Genomic DNA, 18,587 nt, shown 5'->3' on the forward strand with positions numbered 1-18,587 from the left:
TTTGTTCAGTTTTCAAAGGTCTAATTCGTTACGTTAATTCCTTAACGCAACTTAATTATCATAACATCTCAAGTATTTCATGTCAACGATTAATTTCTCAACCGTGATTAACTTATTTGTTATGGCTGCCATTGCGACAACAGAATATATCATATCAATTTTCGAAATCATTTGCAACAACTTTTTAAATTAATTTGAATTGAAATTCCGTTCCCCGTAACAACAACGTTTACTAATATATCAATTCAAATTGAAAGTGTCAACGATTTTTTCACTCTTTTTTCAAACGTGACACACCCCTACACTTATTACTATAATATTAACCAAAGGAGTGATCTATTTGCTAGCTTGGCTACCCTTCATCCTAATCACCATTATCTGCGGTTACCTCGCCAACCGTCTATGGCGGTCAGCGTCTAACCCCTGGTTACGTTTCAAGCGACTAGGACTACTCGGATTCATCTGGGTTCTGACCGCCTTTTGCTATACACCAACCGCCTATAACTTCAGTGGCGACATCATTCTGCACTACATCCAATGGGGACCCGTTAAACTCAATCCCGTTCCGTTTCAGCAACTCGATACCGAATTCTGGTTAAACGTACTACTTACGGTGCCACTCGGTGCCTTGCTTGGCTGGAATTTCCCCCACTGGTCCTGGCGCCAGATTATCCTGGCCGGTCTACTCACCGGGCTCTGTCTTGAAAGCGGCCAATTCATTCTTGATTGGCTCGTCCATATCAGTCGCTGGGTCGAAACCGACGACGTCCTTACCAACTGGGCAGGTGTCCTCTTAGGATACACCGCCTATCGCCTGTTTCGTCACGTTCCAGGATTTAAATGGCTTCAAAATTAAAGGAGTTCTTTCTATATAGTATGTTTAGCCAATTGCAAAGCTAATGCTCATAGTCATCAGACTAATCTTTTCGGTATTATAAACATTGTTTCTAGCTAACATTCAGATTTCACTTGAAGCGCTTAAACTAAAAAACAACGGAAAGCTCAAAACGGCTGCCATAGCCGTTAAAGTTTTCCGTTGTTTTCGTTTTATCCGTGTAAGCTAACGCTTTGTTTCATCACTAACACGTGTCATTGAGTTACTTTTCAAAAAACAGGTCAAAAATGTGGCTCCGGTCCTGATTCCACACTTGATTATCGCTCGTTGGATAGACCCGGTTCGTCAACACGACCATCCCAACTTGCCGATCCAAGTCAAACGCAATCGCCGGACCAGTGTAGCCAGTATGAAAATACTGGTGCTGCCCATCACGTCGTTCCCAGCCTAACGTCCGACCATGCTCATCAAACTGGCCTAACCAATCAAACACATTCTCATCTAAAACTCGTTTACCTTGGTATTCGCCAAAGTTTAACATCATTTCAATAAAAACTGATAGGTCCGTTAACGTGGAGAACAGTCCCGCATGGCCACTTTCACCATTTAACAAGAACGCCTTGTAATCATGAACTTGGCCTTGAATTTGGCCTCGCCGGGGATCAAACTCTGTCGGTACAAACCGAACCTTGGGACGATTCAAGTTATAACCAGTATTGGTCATCGCAAGTGGATAACAAACGTGATCCTGAATACTCCTCGCTAACGAACCATCAACCGTCCGAATGATCCAGCCTAATAAAATATAGCCTAAATCAGAATAAAGATACTGTTCACCCGGCTTACTGAGTAATTTTGATTCATACACCGCCCGAATTAAATCTTCGCGGTTCATCTCCGACACATTTTCAATGTCAGCTGGTAAGCCACTATTATGTAGCAATAAGTTTTGAATCGTAATCTCAGGATGCGCAAAACCCGGTAAAAATCTTGCAACCGAATCTTCTAGCCGGACTGTGTGGTCTGAAAGCAGCTGAAAAATTCGTGTCGTCGTCGCAACGACCTTAGTGACTGAAGCCAAATCGTAGATCATCGACGCGTCCAGGCCAACCGCAAACTGGTCGTGGCCCTGCTTTCCGTGATAATACTGGTTAATTCCACGTGGCGTAATCAAGCTAAACGACGCACCATAGATGTCACCCGCCTCAATACAACTATCAATATACTGTTCAATTTTTTCGAGCATAGACGTGCCCCCTACCTTTCGTCATTGGACATCCCATAACGGGACGCTTACCGACTTTAGTACCCCTTAATGATAACGGACTTCCCCGTAAAATCAATAACTTGCCTTTAAATCGTTGAGTCGCTCACAGTATATCGTGTCAAATTAAGTTATGCACAATATGTCCGATATACGAATGGAATATCGCAATCATTTTGAGCCCTATTTTATTTAAGATACTTTACGTTCCGAATTCTATATCCTTCAAAGCTTACAAGTGCCTTGGTTCAGGCATTATGAGATTACTTCTCGTTTCTTAATCAAAAAATTATAATTAATCTTCGTGAAAACGTTTACATATTACGCGAATATTGGTATCATTTTAGACATACAAGGATTGCACATAAATTATGGAGGCGACTCAAATGATTACAGTTGATAAAACCGAAACTCCTAAAGCTTGGAAAGGTTTTAAGGGTGGCCATTGGCAGGAAGAAATCAATATCCGCGATTTCATTCAAAATAATTTTACGCAGTACAACGGGGACGAAAGTTTCTTAGCAGGTCCTACGGAAGCAACTAAGATTTTAAATGATAAAGTCTTGGCTTTGAAGAAGAAGGAACGTGAAGCCGGCGGTGTCCTTGACGCTGACACAAGTGTTGTTTCAACCATTACTTCTCATGCACCTGGTTATATTGACAAAGATTTGGAAAAAATCGTTGGTTTGCAAACTGATAAACCTTTGAAACGTGCATTCATGCCATTTGGTGGTATCCGGATGGCCGATGACGCTTTGAAGTCATACGGTTACAAACTTGATCCTGAACAGGACAAGATTTTTACTGAATACCGTAAAACTCATAACCAAGGGGTCTTCGATGTTTATACTCCTGAAATGCGTAAAGCACGTCACTACAAGATCATCACTGGTCTTCCAGATGCTTACGCACGTGGCCGGATTATTCCAGACCTCCCACGGGTTGCTGTTTATGGTATCGATCGTTTGATGAAAGACAAAGCTAACGACTTTGAACACATTGGCGACGGTGAATTAACTGATGAAGTTATCCGCCTCCGTGAAGAAGTTTCTGACCAATACAGAGCTTTGAAAGACATGAAAGACATGGCCGCAAGCTATGGCTACGACATCAGCCGTCCTGCTGAAACTGCTCAAGAAGCCGTTCAATGGATGTACTTTGGCTACTTAGCAGCTATCAAGACTCAAAACGGTGCCGCAATGTCCGTTGGTCGGATTGATACCACGATGGATATCTTCATCCAACGTGACTTGGACAACGGTGTTATTGACGAAGACCAAGCCCAAGAAATTATTGACCAATTCGTTATGAAACTACGGATGGTTCGCTTCATCCGTACTGAAGAATACAACTCACTGTTCTCTGGTGACCCAATCTGGGCAACCTTATCCATGTGTGGATTCGGCTTAGATGGCCGTCATCACGTTACCAAGACCGCTTTCCGGATCTTGAAGACCTTGGACAACATGGGTGCCGCACCAGAACCAAACATCACCATTTTATGGGGCGACCGTCTGCCAGAAGACTTCAAGCGTTATGCAACGCAAGTTTCTATCGACAGCTCAACGATCCAATACGAAAATGATGACTTAATGCGGGTACAATGGGGTACCGACTACTACGGCATTGCTTGCTGTGTTTCTGCACAACCAGTTGCTGATGGTATCCAGTACTTCGGTGCACGGGCAAACTTAGCCAAAGCAATCCTCTACGCCATCAACGGTGGCCGTGACGAAATTGCTGGCGATCAAGTTGGCCCTGCCTACGAACCAATTAAATCAGAATACATCGACTACGATGAATTCATGAAGAAATTTGACAAGCAAATGGACTGGTTAGCTGACACTTACGTTAACTCACTGAACGCTATCCACTACATGCATGACAAGTATTACTACGAAGCAGCTGAATTAGCTTTGAAGGACACCGATCTTAACCGGACCTTCGCTACTGGGATCTCTGGCTTATCACACGCCGCAGACTCACTTTCAGCAATCAAGTACGGCCATGTTAAAGTTATCCGTGACGAACGTGGTATCGCCGTTGACTTCAAAGCCGACAACGACTTCCCTCGCTACGGGAACAACGATGACCGTGCTGATGACATCGCAAAGTGGTTAGTCAAGGAACTCTACACGAAGATGAACACTCATCACCTATACCGTGGTGCTAAACTTTCAACTTCTGTTTTGACCATCACTTCAAACGTTGTTTATGGTAAGAACACTGGGACTACCCCTAACGGCCGTCAAAAAGGCGAACCATTCTCACCAGGTGCTAACCCAGCATACGGCGCTGAAAAGAGCGGTGCTTTAGCTTCACTTCTTTCAACTGCCAAATTACCATACCGTTACGCAACTGACGGGATTTCCAATACCTTTGGTGTAACACCAAACACGTTAGGCCATGATATGGAATCACGTAAGGATACGTTGGTTAACATGTTGGATGGTTACATGACCAATGATGGGATGCATTTGAACATCAACGTCTTCAATAAAGACACCTTAATTGATGCTCAAAAGCACCCAGAAAACTACCCAACCTTGACTGTTCGGGTTTCTGGCTACTGTGTATACTTCGCAGACTTAACCAAGGAACAACAAGACGACGTTATTTCACGTACGTTCTTCGACAAGATGTAATTAATTAGAAGTTAAGAGGCGAAGGCTCATGGCAAACAGCAAAGTTTCAACAACTGAACAATCGACAAAGGAGCCTTTGATTGGCTACGTCCATTCCATTGAAACGTTCGGGTCAGTTGATGGTCCTGGTATCCGCTACGTGGCATTCTTGCAAGGTTGCCATATGCGCTGTCAGTACTGTCACAACCCTGACACTTGGAAACTCAACGTCGGCGATCAAATGACGGCTGATGAGATTCTGGAAGACGCGCAGAAGTACCGGGCTTTCTGGGGCAAAACTGGTGGACTCACCGTTAGTGGTGGCGAATCACTAGTCCAGATCGACTTCATTCTGGAACTGTTTGAAAAGGCTAAGGCCATGGATATCAGTACTTGTTTGGACACTTCGGGACAACCGTTTACGCGGGAACAACCGTTTTTCGACAAGTTTGAACGTTTGATGGCCGTTACCGATATCTCACTTGTAGATATCAAGCACATCAACTCCGCAGAACATAAGAAGTTGACGCAATATGGTAACGAAAATATATTGGATATGATTCAATATATGGCCGCACACCATCACGACATGTGGATTCGTCACGTGCTCGTGCCGCAACGGACTGATAATGACAAATATTTAGCTGAACTTGGCGACTACATCGCTAAGATTCCTAATAACGTTGTCCAAAAAGTCGAAGTGCTACCGTACCATACTTTGGGTGTTAAAAAGTATCACGAAATGAAGATCAAGTATCGGCTTGAAGGAATCGAATCACCGACTCCCGACCGGGTTGCTAATGCTGAAAAGCTATTGCACACCAAAGACTATACTGGTTACAAGACGTGGATGCCACTTCCAAAGATTTAACTCAAGTCCTTTCATGACTGAGAAGTCGCTGACAATTGTCGGCGGCTTCTTTTTTGGTCCAAAAAAATACAATTTATACTTTCATCTGTTCCAGTGGACCCTGCTAACATGTGGTCGTGGGGCCGGGGCCAACTTCCGAGCAAATAACAATAGTAAAACAGTTTTAGCGAAGTCAGGCAGAGTTGGGAGATGCTGTGTCGGCAAGATTGGCAGATGTTCCTTAACTGCCAATCTTGCGGGGCAATTCAGAGACGCGGGTTATCGGCTTTGAATTGAGGTTCCAGACCGCACCATGGCTGGAACCGTCCCCCATAGCACCCCAGCTCTGCCTGACGAAGCGGTTTACAGCACAAAAAAAGGAGCCGTACGTTAAGTACCAGCTCCCATGCTTGATATTAATGCAAGCCTAACTGCAGCTTGGCTTCCCGGCTCATCATGCTTTCGTTCCAGGCCGGTTCAAACGTGATTTCAACTTCAATCGATTTGACCCCGGGTACCTTCATTAAGGCATCGTGGATGGATCCCGCTAACCATTCCGTTAAGGGACACCCGACAATCGTCAGGGTCATCGTCACGTTCGCAACCCCTTCAGGACTTAGTGTCACGTCATAAATCAATCCCAAGTTGACTAGATCCACCCCTAATTCTGGATCAATGACCGTCCCTAATGCTGCGAAGGCCTGTTCTTTAAACGATTGCTCACTCATATTTACCGTCCCCTCTAAGCGCTTTCAATTATTAGTTTAATTATACCGGTTGCTGACCTAAATTCAACACGTTTATCGCCCCCTTTCCCATTAAAAAGTCGCCTTACAAATTAATTTTAAAAAAACGACGTTTAGGGTTGCAAGCGCTTACAAAACCTGTTAGTATACTAAGTGAGGAAAGGAATTAATCCTCTTAGCAAAGCTTCTCAACGTAAAGGGGTTGCCGCTTGAAGTTAGGCAACTGGTTCCACCGTTTGGGTCGTTATCGAAACCGTTTTAAGCGTTGAAATGCGTTATCGGTCTAATGAATGTCGCGAGACACGCACTGGATGGCTGAACGTTAACCCTTGAATAAACGATAACCGCAACAGAATTAATTGGCATTAGCACGACTATCAGATTTTAGCTTCTTAGTTAGAAACAGGTGTCACCAATGACCAGTTGAAAGTTCCATTAGTACCAGTTCCATTGTAGACTCAGGTTCCAAATAGTTTAAACGGAGGTGCATGTCTGTTACGAAGACATTCCTAAGTTTTAAACGCGAGATCGACTTTCGTTAAAACCCGTTTGACGAGTCGCAATCAAGTAAATCTTTACTTTCGATCGACTAAAGCAGATAGATACAATAAATACGGGTTAGTCCGTTAGAAGTTGGACACGCGTAAAATTGAATAGCATGAAGGTGTAACGTATTAAAAACACTGAACAATTATTTCTTGCTAATCAGGATTATTCCTCATAAGTAGGACTCGAGTTGAGAAGCCTTGGGTCCTATTTTTTTGCGTTCTTTTTTGTAATCGTTTACACAGCTAGCTGGAACTCGTATACTTAAAGCATTCAAAACGAGGAGGTTTTTATTTTGAAAACCATTAATTTAGGTCACAGCGGCTTACAAGCTTCCGCCGTCGCCCTGGGCATCATGCGTATGGACGCCCTGAACGTCGATCAAGCCACGAAAGTCATCGAAACTGCCGTGAACTTGGGTATTAATTACGTCGACTCTGCCGATATTTATGGCGGTGGCAAATCATCTGAAATTTTCGGTGCGGCCCTAAAGCAATCTAGTGTTAGCCGCGATCAGCTTTACATTCAATCCAAGGGCGGCATCGTCCCTGGCAAACGCTATGATTTCTCCAAACAACATATTTTAGATGCCGTTGACGGTGAATTAAAGCGCCTAGGCGTCGACTACTTAGATAGCTTTCTCCTTCACCGCCCCGACGCTTTAATGGAACCAGAGGATGTCGCAGCTGCCTTTGACAAGCTTCAGGCTAGTGGCAAGGTCCGGCATTTTGGGGTCTCCAACTTCAACCCGGGTCAGGTGGACTTACTTCAAGCCGCGCTCAACCAGCGCCTGATGATCAACCAATTACAATTCGGTATCATGCATACTAACGCCATTGACTTCGGCTTACACACTAACATGCAAGATGACCGTAGCATCGATCATGATGGCGGCGTGATTGAATACGCCCGCTTACACAAGATGACGATCCAAGCATGGTCCCCTTATCAATACGGAAACTTCGCCGGGATCTTCTTAGATAATCCTAAGTTTCCTAAGTTAAACGCAGCTATGCAGGACCTTGCTGACGAAAAGCACACCAGTAAGAGTGCCATTGCAACGGCCTGGATTTTACGCCATCCCGCTAAGTTCCAAGTTATCTTAGGCACAATGAATCCAACCCACCTCGCTGAAAATGCGGCGGGTGCGGATATCAATTTGACCCGGCAAGAATGGTATGACATTTACTTCGCTGCTGGGAACGATTTACCGTAAGCCTAACTAGGCACGGACTCGATATTCGATTCTAGCTAAAACGTCCTTCAGAAAGTCTCAACTTTTGAAGGACGTTTTTATTTGTCATCGTGGTGTCTTAATGAAGCTGCCACGTTGCCACCATGATTGCACCACTAATAATGAAGCTGATAACGTATCCAGCAACGATCCACCACTGATAACCGGCCAACTGTCGTGGTTGTGCCTGCTGATACAGCCAGCCATAGAAAATCAAGCACCCCAGACTGATGGGCACCATGAAAACTAGCCCCAGGATAACGTCGACCCAGCCATCCGGTGTGAGTAAACCATAGCTAATCAACAATACGGGCCCCGCAACTAACAACACATTCACTAGCCATTCAAATAAGTGATACCGCTCTGAAAAGCGCAATTTGCCCATCTCCACTACTTTTTACGGCTGTCATAAGCCCGTTTAGACTTATACCCTGATCTAAACACGGTCTTCATGACATCGACGTGCCGCTGCTTAGTTGCCTCGGCCTTGGCTCCAAAAATGAACCGCGCCCATTCCCGCTGATAGCCAGGCGTCAGCTGGTCAAAGAAACTGGCTAATTGTGCGTCAGTCGTTAACAACTCACTAACACGTGGAATATCTTTTTCGTAAAAACTCAATGGTTGAGTCGTCATCATCAATCCCTCCTCGTCGTTTATTTAATTTTAACGTAAGAAACTAAAATTCCCCAACAATTTAAGTTTTAATATTTCGAATTTCAGTAAAAATGCGCTATCATTAATAGTGTGAGTGTTTAAGCCACAACTAATAACATCTAAAACCACTAACTATCATGACACGTTATCATCAAGGGGAGCCCTGCTATGTCAAAATTCGATATTACACTCATCACTGCCGACCGCGCTAAAGGCATGCTGACTGAGTATAAAGACCAACGTAAAAATTCCGTTCCACATTTAGCGCATCCCGGGCGTTACATATTACCTGATTACAAGTTAACCCGGCGACGGGCCGCATTCAAGATCGTCAAACACACCTTCTTAACGCCCCACTATAAGTCATACGTTGCTATGGACTCCGACAACGGTCACACGCTGTGGTTTCACAACTTTGGCTCTCTAACCGAGGCCTTATTTTGGTTAGAGACCGGGTTAAAAATCAGCGATACTGACTCCCATTCTAATTACAAGGAATGGGTAACCAAGCACACGGACAACATCACTGCGTTTAAAGATCTTTTACGTGAAACTAAAAAGGCCCAACCTAAGAAAAAAAAAGCGAACCACAAATAGGCGAAAAGCAGGTTACGACTAAACGAGAGTACCTCTCTAATTTAGTCGTAACCTGCTTTTTTATTATTTATTGATTACTGACGGCGGCCGTCAAATAGATTCCAACGCGACAAGATACTCAATCCTAGTAACACCAAACCTAAGAGAACGACTTTAAGCGGATTGGTCTCGTCGGTTTGCGGGAGTTGTCGCTTTACCTTCCCCACAGCTGCCGCTTGTGCGGGGCGGATGACCGGTCTAAGTTGTGGCGGTTGTTGCGATAAATGAGTTAGCACCTGCTCACTAGCATTGACCCGACCCGTGACTGCGAGGCGCTCCGCCCGTCCCGTTATCCCACTGAGTCCCATTAGAAGGCCCATTGTTGCCACGATGCCAGTCACTAATTTCGTCAATTGCTTCATCATTAAAAGTCCCCTTTTATTAACAGAATTTTGATTCAACTGCCCTTAAAAAGTTGCTACTTAGTATGATGCTTAAACTGCTAGTGTGGGGTACTAACTGACCGCCACAACTTCAGTATATAAAATCAATGTAAAGCTTATGCCACGCTTTAGTAAATATCCGTTAAAAAGCTAGTAAACATCACCACTTTGCAATTGATTCCAAAAGAATGTGCGACAAAACTCAAAAAGCCATTCAGAAATATCAACTATTTCTGAATGGCCTCCCTTATTACTATGGTCGAAACGTGTGACAAAAGGCAATTTGTTCCGCTTAACCCAAAATCAGCGACCATTCCAAGCCCGGGAATAATCGCTGATTTTACGTTAATGCTCACAAACTGACCGCCTTTTGTCCCACTCTCTGAATTTCATTTTTAATTAATCTGTTTCTTGCGCTGACTTTCGAGAGGCACGCCGTTCGCGCGCATAGTCCGAATTGGTCGAGATTTCGATATCACGAGCCAACCGCTTGCGCCGAGCCAATTCGGCCGCCTTGGCATTTGCCTTAGCCGCTTCCTTGACCGGATCCGTCGTCAAGTCGTGATGAATCGAATATAGCAAGATAAGCGCAACAATCGTCAGTGGGAACCCCGACATCGCACAGATCGCCTGAATTGATTCAAAACCACCGACCGTCACTAACCCTAATGAGAACAAGAGGAAAATAACGACCCAGCTCATCCGATTAAAGCGACTTGGTTGTTGACCAGGTGCCAATTGCTTACTAGTAAATGACGACGTGATGAAGGCAAACGACGAAACCGTCGTGGCCAAGAACACGAAGCATGATAGGCAGTACAAGGCTAACATGATCATCTTCAATGGCAAGGTCGATAATACCGCTGCAATCACGGCCGCTTGTCCCTGCGTATTTAGGATGTGAACCAAGTTAACCGCACCCGTCCGTTGTAAGAACAAGGCGTAACCACCTAAGACCGCGTAAAAGCTGACACAGCCTAGGGAGCCCCATAGCAGCATTCCGCCTAAGACCTGACGAATTGTCCGCCCACGTGAAATCCGTGCAATGAACAGCCCCATAACGGGCATAAATGATAACCACCAGCCCCAATAGAAGATGGTCTGGCGTTGCATGGCCGTTGCATGACCATTAGGTGCCGTGTTCGTGCTTAAGCTGACAAACTTATTGATAAACAATCCGATACTGTTAGTTTCGGAGTTTAAAATGTATAAGGTTGGGCCTACGACTAAAACTAGGACTAGGAAACCAATGGCTAACCAAATATGAGCTGAGCTCAACCGGCCAATTCCTTTTTTCAAACCGTTGAAAACGGCGATCGCGAAGATCACAAATAACAAGGCGAATAAGCCTAGTTTCAAGCCCATGTTATCAGGAATCCCAGTTGCAGTGCTGAGGACTTTAGAAATAACTGGGATTTCCATCCCGACAGACGTCCCAACACCACCCATAATCCCGATGATGACTAAAAGGTCAATGGTATTTCGAGCAATCCGCTTAGCCATACCAGGGCCTGCTAAAACGGTAATAGCCGCACTCAAGCGTTGAACCTTGACGTGCTTGACATACATCGCATAAGCAATCGCAATGGTTGCGGGTGCAAACATCATCCACGCCATTGGGCCCCAATTAAATTGGCCTAACATATGCGCGTAATTATACGCTGAAGTTGAGAATGGCTTAACGCCAAAGGAAGGGCTCTGTAAGTAACGCAATGGATCGACGATACTCAACATTAAAATGCTGGCATCGATCCCGGTCGCGTAGACCATACTACCCCAATGAAACGTTGAAAATTCGGGTTTGTCCTTGGGATCGCCTAGCTTGGTCTTCCCAAGTTTGCTGAATCCTAAGTAAATAAAGAAAAGAAAAGTAATGACGTATACTGACATGTATAACCAACTCATGTTGTTCGTTAACCAGTTCAAAACCCCGGTTAAACTCGTTTCTAATGAGTGACCACCTCTCAACAAAATGATTGAAGCCACCGCAAAGAGACCAATTGTTGGTAAATAAACCCACCAATCAATATTCTTACTTTTTAAAATAATAAACCTGCTACTGAATATATACTCTCTATATATCAATATAATTCGTGGTTCTTCCTACCTATATACCCCGGTAGTCCCCACGCGTAAATTTCCGACTAGCAATCGGTACATTCCCTCGAGTTACTCCTCGAAGCACTCAGTACCCTGACTGAATCAGGTTTAATCGGCTTTGTCATCTGAACTCTGTTTGTGCTAACTCAAAATCAGTAGCAGAATTTCCTTCTTTCCGTTGGTTGAGTTCCGATAACGCCATACTGAAAATTGTATGATTAATTGCATAATCGCGTTGGTGTTGATCTATATTTTAGCGCTGATTAGTGTTTCTACTTGTGCTCGTCTCTGTTATCGAGTCGATCACGCTGACACACCACGTAACGATTAATGGTTACATTTATCTTGCTAATGGATAACCCCCTTGATGCATCAGATAAACAAGTCCGCTTTGCCGTCACGCCCAGCAAGTTTAAAATGACGTTCCGTGGTACAAAAAAACACGCGACAAGGGTAACGGATTACCACCTGTACAGCGCGCCTGGGCTTATACAAATGCTGATTTCAGTATTTTTTCTGATATCTGATGTTCATGTATAAGTATACTAGTATTATATTAGAAGTAAAATGAATGACTTGTCAGCGCTTAATCCCTCATATAATAGGGTTAAGACCGCTTTTAAAGCCGAAAAACCGGCTTTTTTTCAGAAAATAGTCATAATTTTTCGAAACCATTAGTTTTTTATTTAGAATCATTCTTAACTGTTGATTTTATTTATTTAAATGTTATGCTTACAACTAGAATAACGAAATCGGTTTCAATAAGCAATAAGGAGGGGTTCATGATGCGGCATTACTACAAATTAACACTTACTGTCAGTGTCGGAATCATTGCGTTAATTTTACAGTTTGGCTTCCATCAACAACTCGCTGCTCAGCTGATCATCACTTTATGGGGATCACTAATGGCACTATCAATGCTAGTTGAAATGATCAAAACACTCCGGTCAGGTAAATACGGGGTGGACCTGCTAGCAATTACCGCCATCGTGGCCACTTTAGCCGTCAGTGAGTACTGGGCCGGACTAGTGGTCCTGATCATGCTGACGGGTGGTGACTCCTTAGAAGATTACGCCGCCAAGCGGGCCAACACCGAACTGAAAGCCCTGCTTGATAATTCACCACGGACCGCGCACCGCCTCATTGATGAAAATTTGACAGACATTGCGGTCGAAGATGCGACGGTTGGCGACCAGCTAGTCGTTAAACCCGGCGAACTTGTCCCCGTTGACGGTCACCTAATTCAAGGGACTGCGCTCTTTGACGAATCTTCCCTGACTGGTGAATCAAAGCCCGTCGAAAAAAATATTGGTGACGACGTCATGTCTGGTGCCGTTAACGGTGATAACGCCGTTACAATGGTCGTCGACAAGTTGGCCATTGATAGTCAGTACCAACAGTTAGTTAAATTGGTTAAAGAATCCGAATCACGGCCCGCAAAGTTCGTTCGCTTAGCTGACCGCTACGCCGTGCCATTTACGCTAGTCGCCTACGTCATTGCAGGGATTGCTTGGGTGATTAGCGGTGACCCCCACCGGTTCGCAGAAGTGCTCGTTGTGGCTTCACCATGTCCGTTGATTTTAGCGGCGCCGGTCGCCCTCGTTTCCGGGATGAGCCGTACTAGCCGAAACGGGATCGTGGTTAAGACCGGGGACATGCTCGAAAAAATGTCGACAGCAAAAACCGCGGCCTTCGATAAAACGGGGACCATTACTAGCGGTCAATTGGCCGTTAACAAAATTGTGCCCCAAGCTGATTTTACCACGGACCAAATTTTACACTTAGCCGCTAGTGCGGAACAAAACTCCAGTCATATCTTAGCCCGGTCGCTGGTCAAGTACGTCAGTGACGCGCCTCTGAGTCCAGCCACGAGTCTGGAAGAAGTTACCGGTAACGGAATCACCGCAACGGTTGATGGTTACGAGGTTAAGGTCGGCAAGCTAAAGTTCGTTGACCCCGACACCCAGCACCAGTCGCTGGCACAAACGGCGATCTACGTCACCATTAACAACGTCTACGCCGGTTACGTGACCTTCATCGATAACGTCCGGCCCGAAGCCGCGGATACGCTTAAAGCGCTCCACGCGGAAGGCGTTAAAAACGTCATGATGCTGACCGGTGACCAACAAGTTATCGCCGACAACATTGCGGAGAAAGTCGGGATCGATACGGTCGCAGCCGACTTACTACCCGCCGATAAGATCAAACATTTAAAGAACGTTCCGGCAGCCGAACGTCCCGTCATCATGGTTGGGGACGGGGTCAACGACGCACCGCCCCTCGCCGTTGCCGACGTTGGGATTGCGATGGGTGCTCACGGTTCAACGGCAGCTAGTGAATCCGCCGACGTTGTCATCTTAAAAGACGACTTGAGCCGAGTTGTCACGGCCATCCAGATTGCTAAGGATACGATGCAAGTCGCCAAGCAAGCCGTCTGGATTGGAATCGCCATCTGTACAATTTTGATGCTGATTGCCAGCACCGGGATTATTCCCGCACTGTTCGGCGCAATGCTACAAGAAGTTGTCGACACGGTTTCAATCCTTTGGGCCTTACGAGCGTTACGTGATCGTTCAGGATCAAACGTTAAACCCGTTGGCTCAACCGAAACGCGTCAAAGTTAACTAAGGATGTGAATTTAATTTATGCCACAATTACCCGAATGGGTGCTTCGGTGGTCACAGAGCGCGTTAACGTTCATTGTGGTCCTAACCCTCGTATCCGTTTTCCTATTACAAATTCCGCTTAAAGAAACAATTCTTGTCGATTTTGCCTACATGCTCCTTACGCTACCAGCTGCTTGGTACCGGGAACATCATAAGGCGTAAAAATAGTGATCAGTTTTGAGAACAATCTCGAAACTGATCACTATTTTTTTGCTTAGTTGCGCTTCGGCGGGGAGAACCAGTGTACTATGGGAGGACGGCCTCAGCCATGGTTCGGTCTGAGGCCTCAATTCAAAGCCGGTAACCCACATCTTTGAATTGCCCCGCAACATTCGTCGGCTAAGAACCGCCGACCAACGTTGCCGACACAGCACACTAGTCCTCCCCGCCTTCGCTAAAATTAATTTTATTACCACTATCGCTATCAAATAGCTGGAGGTTGTCGCTGATGGCATCGGTCGTGAAGGTGGTCTTAACCGGTGATTTTCCGGTCTTAGACCACGGACGGTCCGGGACAATTGCGCACCTTGCAATTGTTCCGGGCGAGGGTCAAGACGTTTCTCAGGCTTGACCCGGTCCCACGACCGCATGTCATCAGCGACAACCGGAACAAATTATAAATAACTGTTTCGTATTAGTCCTTAATTTCGACCGATGTAAAATCAAACTGGTCATAATCGAACAGACCCCGCGCCGTTAACTTTAAAGTTGGAATTACAGGTAACGTCAGAAATGACAACGTAATGAAGGGATCAAATTCAATCGGCTGGTCACAAATCTGGTTATAAGCTTTCTTAATCTCAGTTAACTGCTGTGCGGCCACTTGATATGGTTCGGCTGACAATAAACCGCCAACTGCCAATGACATGTCCGCACAGACTTGCTGGTCGTCACTGACCGCAATTCCACCGTTTGTGCGGGTAATCTGTGCGACGGCTCGCAGAATCGCTAAATCAGATGTACCGACAGCGACAATGTTATGCGCATCGTGCGCAATCGTCCCCGCGACGGCCCCGTGTTTTAATTTAAACCCGTGGACCAGCCCAACACCGACCTTCCCAGTATTACGGTGGCGTTCGATCACGACCATCTTCAAAATGTCTTGCTCTAGGTCCGCTTCAAAGTTAGCCGTGGGTGCGACTTGCTTAACCAAGTGGTCCGTTTCAATGTGATTGGGTTGTACCCCAATGACGTTGACCCGACCGCTAGTTAAAGGCAATTGTAAATCTTTTAATGATGCGTGTTGATGAACCCGGGTCGCAGTAAATGGTAAGGGCTGAGTGGCTGGTTGGGCTTCCGCCACCCACTGGCCGTTTTTCATCGTCTTAGCAATCGTCACGTCATTCGGATCGTCCAAAACAACCAAGTCCGCAATTTTGCCAGCCGTTAAGCTGCCCCGGTCCGTTAAGCGGTGTGCGACCGCCGCGTTCAAACTCGCCAACGTATACGCCAAGGCAGGGCGCATCCCGTTACCAATCGCCAGCTTAACGTTATAGTCGATCGACCCTTCCACCATCAGATCACTGATAGTTTTATCATCGGTACAAAAGGCAAACCGACTAGCATTCGCTTCATTAACTGCGCCCATCGTTGCGAGGACGTCGCGTTCAACGGTGCCTTCCCGCAAAAATACGAACATCCCCGCTTTAACACGATTCAGGGCTTCGATAACCGTCATACATTCATGGTCGGTATCCAAGCCCGCATTGACCATCACATTAAGTTGGTGTGGGTCCAGTCCAGATGCGTGACCATCGGCGTGGTAGCCATACGCGTAGGCATCGCGAATCTTCGCCGTAATATCCGCATCGCCACGTTCAACGGCGCCGTAGTCCATCACTTCGGCCAAGCCGTGAACACCCGGCTGACCATATAACGGACGCAAATCAGCAGCGTGCAGAGTAGCCCCATTGTCATCAAACGGCACACATGGGACCGACGACGGTAACATGAAGAAAACATCTAACGGGGTTTGTTTGGCATCATCAATCAAATACTGGATACCCGCCACCCCGGCGACGTTCGCCAACTCGTGCGGGTCAGTCGCAATGGCCGTAACACCGTGTTGTAACAAGACTTGTCCCAACTCACTCGGTGCCACCATTGAGCTTTCCATATGAACGTGCGCATCAATCATCCCGGGAACGATCCACTGGCCGCTAGCGTCCACGGTTTGTTGTGCATGGTACGGTTCACCTTTTAAGTTGCTAACGACCTTACCATCCTTAATCCATAAGCTCGTCGCTTCAAATTCACGGGTAAACGTGTTTAAAACCTGTGCCCCGGTAATGACCATATCAACTGTTTTCATCACTATTTTTCTCCTTCTGCCTATTGGAGAAAGCAAACGGGCCCGTACGGCAAAAAGAGCAGCTGTACGGACCCGTCGACTCAATTCGCTTATAGTCCAGCATTTACGGTGCTGGGTAGAAACTCGCCATCCTTATCACGGCATTATATAGGCAATTTGTTTTGGTTTTAAGTTGTCGCTTACCTTACCAGAATTTTTTCATAAATGCAACTTCAACTTCTATAATCCTTTTGAGCGATTAATGTTCTCACTCGCCCCTGATTAGGCTAAAATTAAAGTATATAAATAATGATAATTAAATAGCTATAATAGGAGCTGATTTTATGATGATGATGAACAATCCGACCATGTTATCCTATATTCGCCGGGAACAGTCGGTGCTGGGTAACATTGTTGCAGCGTATCCTGAACAAATCACACGGGCCTTGGCAAACGTCCCCCGGTCACAACACTGGTTAATCTTGGCAACGGCGTCCAGCCGCAATGCGGCTAACACCGCCCGGCTATACATGCAAAAGATTGCGGGAATCCACGTAAACGTGCTGGCCACCGACCAGTACCTCACTTACGAAACTGCCGATCAAGACGTTGACGTCATCGTTGCGGTCTCCTTGACCGGTGACGATGAACAACCTTGGCCGCCCTTAAAAAGGCTCACGCAGCAAGTCAGGCCTATACAATTGCCGTAACGGCCCAACCAGATTCCGAGCTGGCTGGTCAGTGTGACGCCACTTGTGACCTACTAACTGGAAAAGAAACGATTCCTTACATCACACTGAGTTTTCAAGCCATCGTTTTGACCCTTATGTTACTCGGCTTGCGTAGCGCCGCCGATCAGGGACGTTTAACGGAATTAGCCGCCAACCAAGAACTTGACGACTTTAGCCTCATTATTGAAAAGATGAACTATACCGTTCAGCAGGCCAACGACTTCTACCGTAAATTTACGATCGACTTCACTAACGCGCCGGAGTTCACCGCCATTGGTGCTAGCGTTTTAGCCGGCACATTAGCCGAGATGCAGACCAAGTTCACGGAAATTATGCGGGTACCATCGCGCGGGTACACCCTCGCCCAATTCACTAAGGGCGGTTATCTGGGTGCCCATGAGACCCACCGTCAATTTTATGTTGAGCTCACGACCAATCCAACCGTCATGGCACAACTACAAGCTGTCAAAGACTACGAGTCACGGTTGACGCCCCACATTTACACCATCAGCTTAACCGGGGAAGCGCCCACTTTAAAGGACGAACAGACGTTACAACTAACGGCCGTAGAAGATCCTTATAAGGCGCCACTACTCGCCATCATTCCGTTCCAAGTGTTGGCCTGGTTCATTGCCAAATCAAAGGGAATCAACCTGAATCACCCAATCTTCACGGATTTCCATGACCAAATCAAAATAGCTGAAACGGGCATTTAAAAAATAACCAACGTCAATTTAAATAGACAAAAATCGTTGTCTTCTAATCTACTTAGACTAGAAGGCAACGATTTTTAATTTTTTTTTACAGGTTGAAAGTCATAAAAGCTAATACCAGCAACATACCAACACTAACAAAGTCGGTAAACTTGCCGCTTCCGGCCGCCCATGATTTCACCTGCCACGGCAGATTCATCATGATCGACCTCCAGCTAAGGTAACCTTTCTATGAAAATTGATTTAGCTTGTTTTTAACCAATCCTAGCGCAGCCGGCAGAACCAGTGGGCAGTGTCGGCCATGTTGCCTGGCGT

Annotated in this window: 17 protein-coding genes and 1 riboswitch; of the genes, 10 read left to right on the forward strand and 7 right to left on the reverse strand. The window is 45.9% G+C overall.

All coding sequences use genetic code 11. The annotated features are described in order from the left end of the window. Positions 1-340 precede the first annotated feature (340 nt). The gene (locus IV64_RS01685) at positions 341-856 is read left to right on the forward strand and encodes a VanZ family protein (RefSeq protein WP_057705435.1); all 516 of its coding nucleotides are present in this window, start codon (positions 341-343) and stop codon (positions 854-856) included. A 241-nt stretch (positions 857-1,097) separates the two neighbouring features. On the opposite strand, the gene IV64_RS01690 is transcribed toward IV64_RS01685, so the two are convergent. Then, the gene (locus tag IV64_RS01690; RefSeq protein ID WP_057705437.1) at positions 1,098-2,081 is read right to left on the reverse strand and encodes a serine hydrolase domain-containing protein; all 984 of its coding nucleotides are present in this window, start codon (positions 2,079-2,081) and stop codon (positions 1,098-1,100) included. A 404-nt stretch (positions 2,082-2,485) separates the two neighbouring features. Between IV64_RS01690 and pflB the strand changes: the two genes are divergently transcribed. Both pflB and pflA read left to right on the forward strand, forming a co-directional pair. Then, positions 2,486-4,744: a formate C-acetyltransferase gene (pflB, locus tag IV64_RS01695; RefSeq protein WP_057705438.1), complete on the forward strand. Its 2,259-nt coding sequence runs from the start codon at positions 2,486-2,488 to the stop codon at positions 4,742-4,744. Between the two features lie 28 nt (positions 4,745-4,772). After that, positions 4,773-5,594, forward strand: a complete 822-nt coding sequence (gene pflA / locus IV64_RS01700; protein ID WP_057705439.1) for a pyruvate formate-lyase-activating protein — start codon at positions 4,773-4,775, stop codon at positions 5,592-5,594. Positions 5,595-5,989: 395 nt separating this feature from the next. Here pflA and IV64_RS01705 read toward each other — a convergent pair whose 3' ends face one another. Next, on the reverse strand, positions 5,990-6,301 hold the full coding sequence (locus IV64_RS01705; RefSeq protein ID WP_057705441.1) for a metal-sulfur cluster assembly factor: 312 nt from the start codon (positions 6,299-6,301) through the stop codon (positions 5,990-5,992). An 859-nt stretch (positions 6,302-7,160) separates the two neighbouring features. Between IV64_RS01705 and IV64_RS01710 the strand changes: the two genes are divergently transcribed. Continuing rightward, positions 7,161-8,081, forward strand: coding sequence for an aldo/keto reductase (locus tag IV64_RS01710; RefSeq protein WP_057705442.1), 921 nt, complete (start codon positions 7,161-7,163; stop codon positions 8,079-8,081). A gap of 97 nt (positions 8,082-8,178) precedes the next feature. On the opposite strand, the gene IV64_RS01715 is transcribed toward IV64_RS01710, so the two are convergent. After that, a complete protein-coding gene (locus IV64_RS01715) occupies positions 8,179-8,475 on the reverse strand; it encodes a hypothetical protein (protein WP_157060976.1) in 297 nt (98 codons plus the stop codon). Between the two features lie 14 nt (positions 8,476-8,489). Beyond that, a complete protein-coding gene (locus tag IV64_RS01720) occupies positions 8,490-8,732 on the reverse strand; it encodes a YdeI/OmpD-associated family protein (protein ID WP_057705446.1) in 243 nt (80 codons plus the stop codon). A 189-nt stretch (positions 8,733-8,921) separates the two neighbouring features. Between IV64_RS01720 and IV64_RS01725 the strand changes: the two genes are divergently transcribed. After that, positions 8,922-9,350, forward strand: coding sequence for a hypothetical protein (locus IV64_RS01725; protein WP_057705447.1), 429 nt, complete (start codon positions 8,922-8,924; stop codon positions 9,348-9,350). A 74-nt stretch (positions 9,351-9,424) separates the two neighbouring features. Here the strand turns inward: IV64_RS01725 and IV64_RS01730 are convergent, their stop codons facing one another. Both IV64_RS01730 and IV64_RS01735 read right to left on the reverse strand, forming a co-directional pair. Next, entirely contained in the window at positions 9,425-9,754 is a 330-nt protein-coding gene (locus tag IV64_RS01730; RefSeq protein ID WP_057705449.1) for an LPXTG cell wall anchor domain-containing protein, read from the reverse strand. 417 nt (positions 9,755-10,171) lie between these two features. After that, the gene (locus IV64_RS01735; protein ID WP_057705514.1) at positions 10,172-11,839 is read right to left on the reverse strand and encodes a BCCT family transporter; all 1,668 of its coding nucleotides are present in this window, start codon (positions 11,837-11,839) and stop codon (positions 10,172-10,174) included. Between the two features lie 818 nt (positions 11,840-12,657). On the opposite strand from IV64_RS01735, the gene IV64_RS01740 reads away from it, so the two are divergent. The 3 genes from IV64_RS01740 (at position 12,658) to IV64_RS14730 (ending at position 15,109) form a co-directional block, all read left to right on the forward strand. Then, positions 12,658-14,496, forward strand: coding sequence for a heavy metal translocating P-type ATPase (locus IV64_RS01740; protein ID WP_057705450.1), 1,839 nt, complete (start codon positions 12,658-12,660; stop codon positions 14,494-14,496). A gap of 21 nt (positions 14,497-14,517) precedes the next feature. After that, positions 14,518-14,700, forward strand: a complete 183-nt coding sequence (locus tag IV64_RS01745; protein WP_057705452.1) for a hypothetical protein — start codon at positions 14,518-14,520, stop codon at positions 14,698-14,700. A 286-nt stretch (positions 14,701-14,986) separates the two neighbouring features. Beyond that, on the forward strand, positions 14,987-15,109 hold the full coding sequence (locus tag IV64_RS14730; RefSeq protein ID WP_272946834.1) for a hypothetical protein: 123 nt from the start codon (positions 14,987-14,989) through the stop codon (positions 15,107-15,109). A gap of 63 nt (positions 15,110-15,172) precedes the next feature. Here IV64_RS14730 and ade read toward each other — a convergent pair whose 3' ends face one another. Next, positions 15,173-16,852 carry an adenine deaminase gene (ade, locus tag IV64_RS01750; RefSeq protein WP_057705454.1) on the reverse strand — a complete coding sequence of 560 codons (1,680 nt, stop codon included), beginning with the start codon at positions 16,850-16,852 and terminating at the stop codon, positions 15,173-15,175. Between the two features lie 69 nt (positions 16,853-16,921). Further along, a riboswitch (purine riboswitch) is annotated at positions 16,922-17,020 on the reverse strand. Between the two features lie 152 nt (positions 17,021-17,172). Between ade and IV64_RS14610 the strand changes: the two genes are divergently transcribed. Both IV64_RS14610 and IV64_RS01755 read left to right on the forward strand, forming a co-directional pair. Then, positions 17,173-17,538 (forward strand): hypothetical protein, encoded by a 366-nt coding sequence (locus IV64_RS14610; protein ID WP_237757295.1) that lies wholly within the window; start codon positions 17,173-17,175, stop codon positions 17,536-17,538. After that, a complete protein-coding gene (locus IV64_RS01755; protein ID WP_237757296.1) occupies positions 17,484-18,275 on the forward strand; it encodes a glutamine--fructose-6-phosphate aminotransferase in 792 nt (263 codons plus the stop codon). Before IV64_RS14610 ends, IV64_RS01755 begins: the two co-directional genes overlap by 55 nt. Positions 18,276-18,587 lie beyond the last annotated feature (312 nt).

Origin of the sequence: Lactiplantibacillus xiangfangensis (assembly GCF_001438845.1) — a bacterium.
In the GTDB taxonomy this organism is placed as follows: Bacteria; Bacillota; Bacilli; order Lactobacillales; family Lactobacillaceae; genus Lactiplantibacillus; species Lactiplantibacillus xiangfangensis.

Bases quoted from the DNA above. Each gene is read 5' to 3' on its own strand.
- IV64_RS01720 (WP_057705446.1), bottom strand. From the start codon at position 8,732: ATGACGACTCAACCATTGAGTTTTTACGAAAAAGATATTCCACGTGTT.
- IV64_RS14730 (WP_272946834.1), top strand. From the start codon at position 14,987: ATGGCATCGGTCGTGAAGGTGGTCTTAACCGGTGATTTTCCGGTCTTA.
- IV64_RS01745 (WP_057705452.1), top strand. From the start codon at position 14,518: ATGCCACAATTACCCGAATGGGTGCTTCGGTGGTCACAGAGCGCGTTA.
- pflA (WP_057705439.1), top strand. From the start codon at position 4,773: ATGGCAAACAGCAAAGTTTCAACAACTGAACAATCGACAAAGGAGCCT.
- IV64_RS01705 (WP_057705441.1), bottom strand. From the start codon at position 6,301: ATGAGTGAGCAATCGTTTAAAGAACAGGCCTTCGCAGCATTAGGGACG.
- IV64_RS01690 (WP_057705437.1), bottom strand. From the start codon at position 2,081: ATGCTCGAAAAAATTGAACAGTATATTGATAGTTGTATTGAGGCGGGT.
- IV64_RS14610 (WP_237757295.1), top strand. From the start codon at position 17,173: ATGATGATGATGAACAATCCGACCATGTTATCCTATATTCGCCGGGAA.
- IV64_RS01730 (WP_057705449.1), bottom strand. From the start codon at position 9,754: ATGATGAAGCAATTGACGAAATTAGTGACTGGCATCGTGGCAACAATG.
- IV64_RS01740 (WP_057705450.1), top strand. From the start codon at position 12,658: ATGCGGCATTACTACAAATTAACACTTACTGTCAGTGTCGGAATCATT.
- pflB (WP_057705438.1), top strand. From the start codon at position 2,486: ATGATTACAGTTGATAAAACCGAAACTCCTAAAGCTTGGAAAGGTTTT.
- IV64_RS01725 (WP_057705447.1), top strand. From the start codon at position 8,922: ATGTCAAAATTCGATATTACACTCATCACTGCCGACCGCGCTAAAGGC.